General features: G+C 71.4%; 1 protein-coding gene. It reads left to right on the forward strand.

Going from position 1 to position 569, the window contains the following annotated elements; genetic code table 11:
* Positions 1 to 374 (forward strand): peroxidase family protein (locus LPA54_RS35670; RefSeq protein ID WP_306806600.1); only part of this gene is annotated, 374 nt, incomplete at its 5' end.
* Between the last annotated feature and the right edge of the window lie 195 nt (positions 375 to 569).

The following is a 569-nucleotide window of genomic DNA, read 5'->3' on the forward strand; positions in this document are numbered from 1 at the left end:
ACCTGAGCGCCCCCGAGATGACGGTGCTCGTCGGCGGCCTGCGCGCCCTCTGCGCCACCCATCAGCAGTCCCCGCAGGGCGTGCTCACCGTGACGCCGGGCGTCCTCACCAACGACTTCTACGTCAACCTGCTCGACCTGGGCGTCACCTGGAAGTCGACGTCCGAGGACCAGACCGCGTTCGAGGGCCGCGACGCCGCCACCGGCGAGGTCAAGTGGACCGGCTCCCGCGCCGACCTGGTGTTCGGCTCGAACTCCGAGCTGCGCGCCCTCGCCGAGGTCTACGCGAGCGACGACGCCAAGGAGAAGTTCGTCCGGGACTTCGTCAAGGCCTGGGACAAGGTCATGAACCTCGACCGGTTCGACCTCGTCTGATCCGCACCACCCGCCCGGTCCCCCCGGCGCGCTGATCCACCTGTCCGGGCCGGTCCCCTCCACGGGGCCGGCCCGGACGGCTGTCCGCCCGAGATGCGCGCGGCCGCCGTTGCCACCAGGGTGGAGAGCGGCCCGACGGTCCACACGAAGGAGGCGCCGGAGATGGCGAAGGACGGCAAGAAGTCCGGGGAGGAC

The sequence above is a fragment of the Streptomyces sp. DH12 genome (genome assembly GCF_020873895.1).
Classification (GTDB): Bacteria; Actinomycetota; Actinomycetes; order Streptomycetales; family Streptomycetaceae; genus Streptomyces.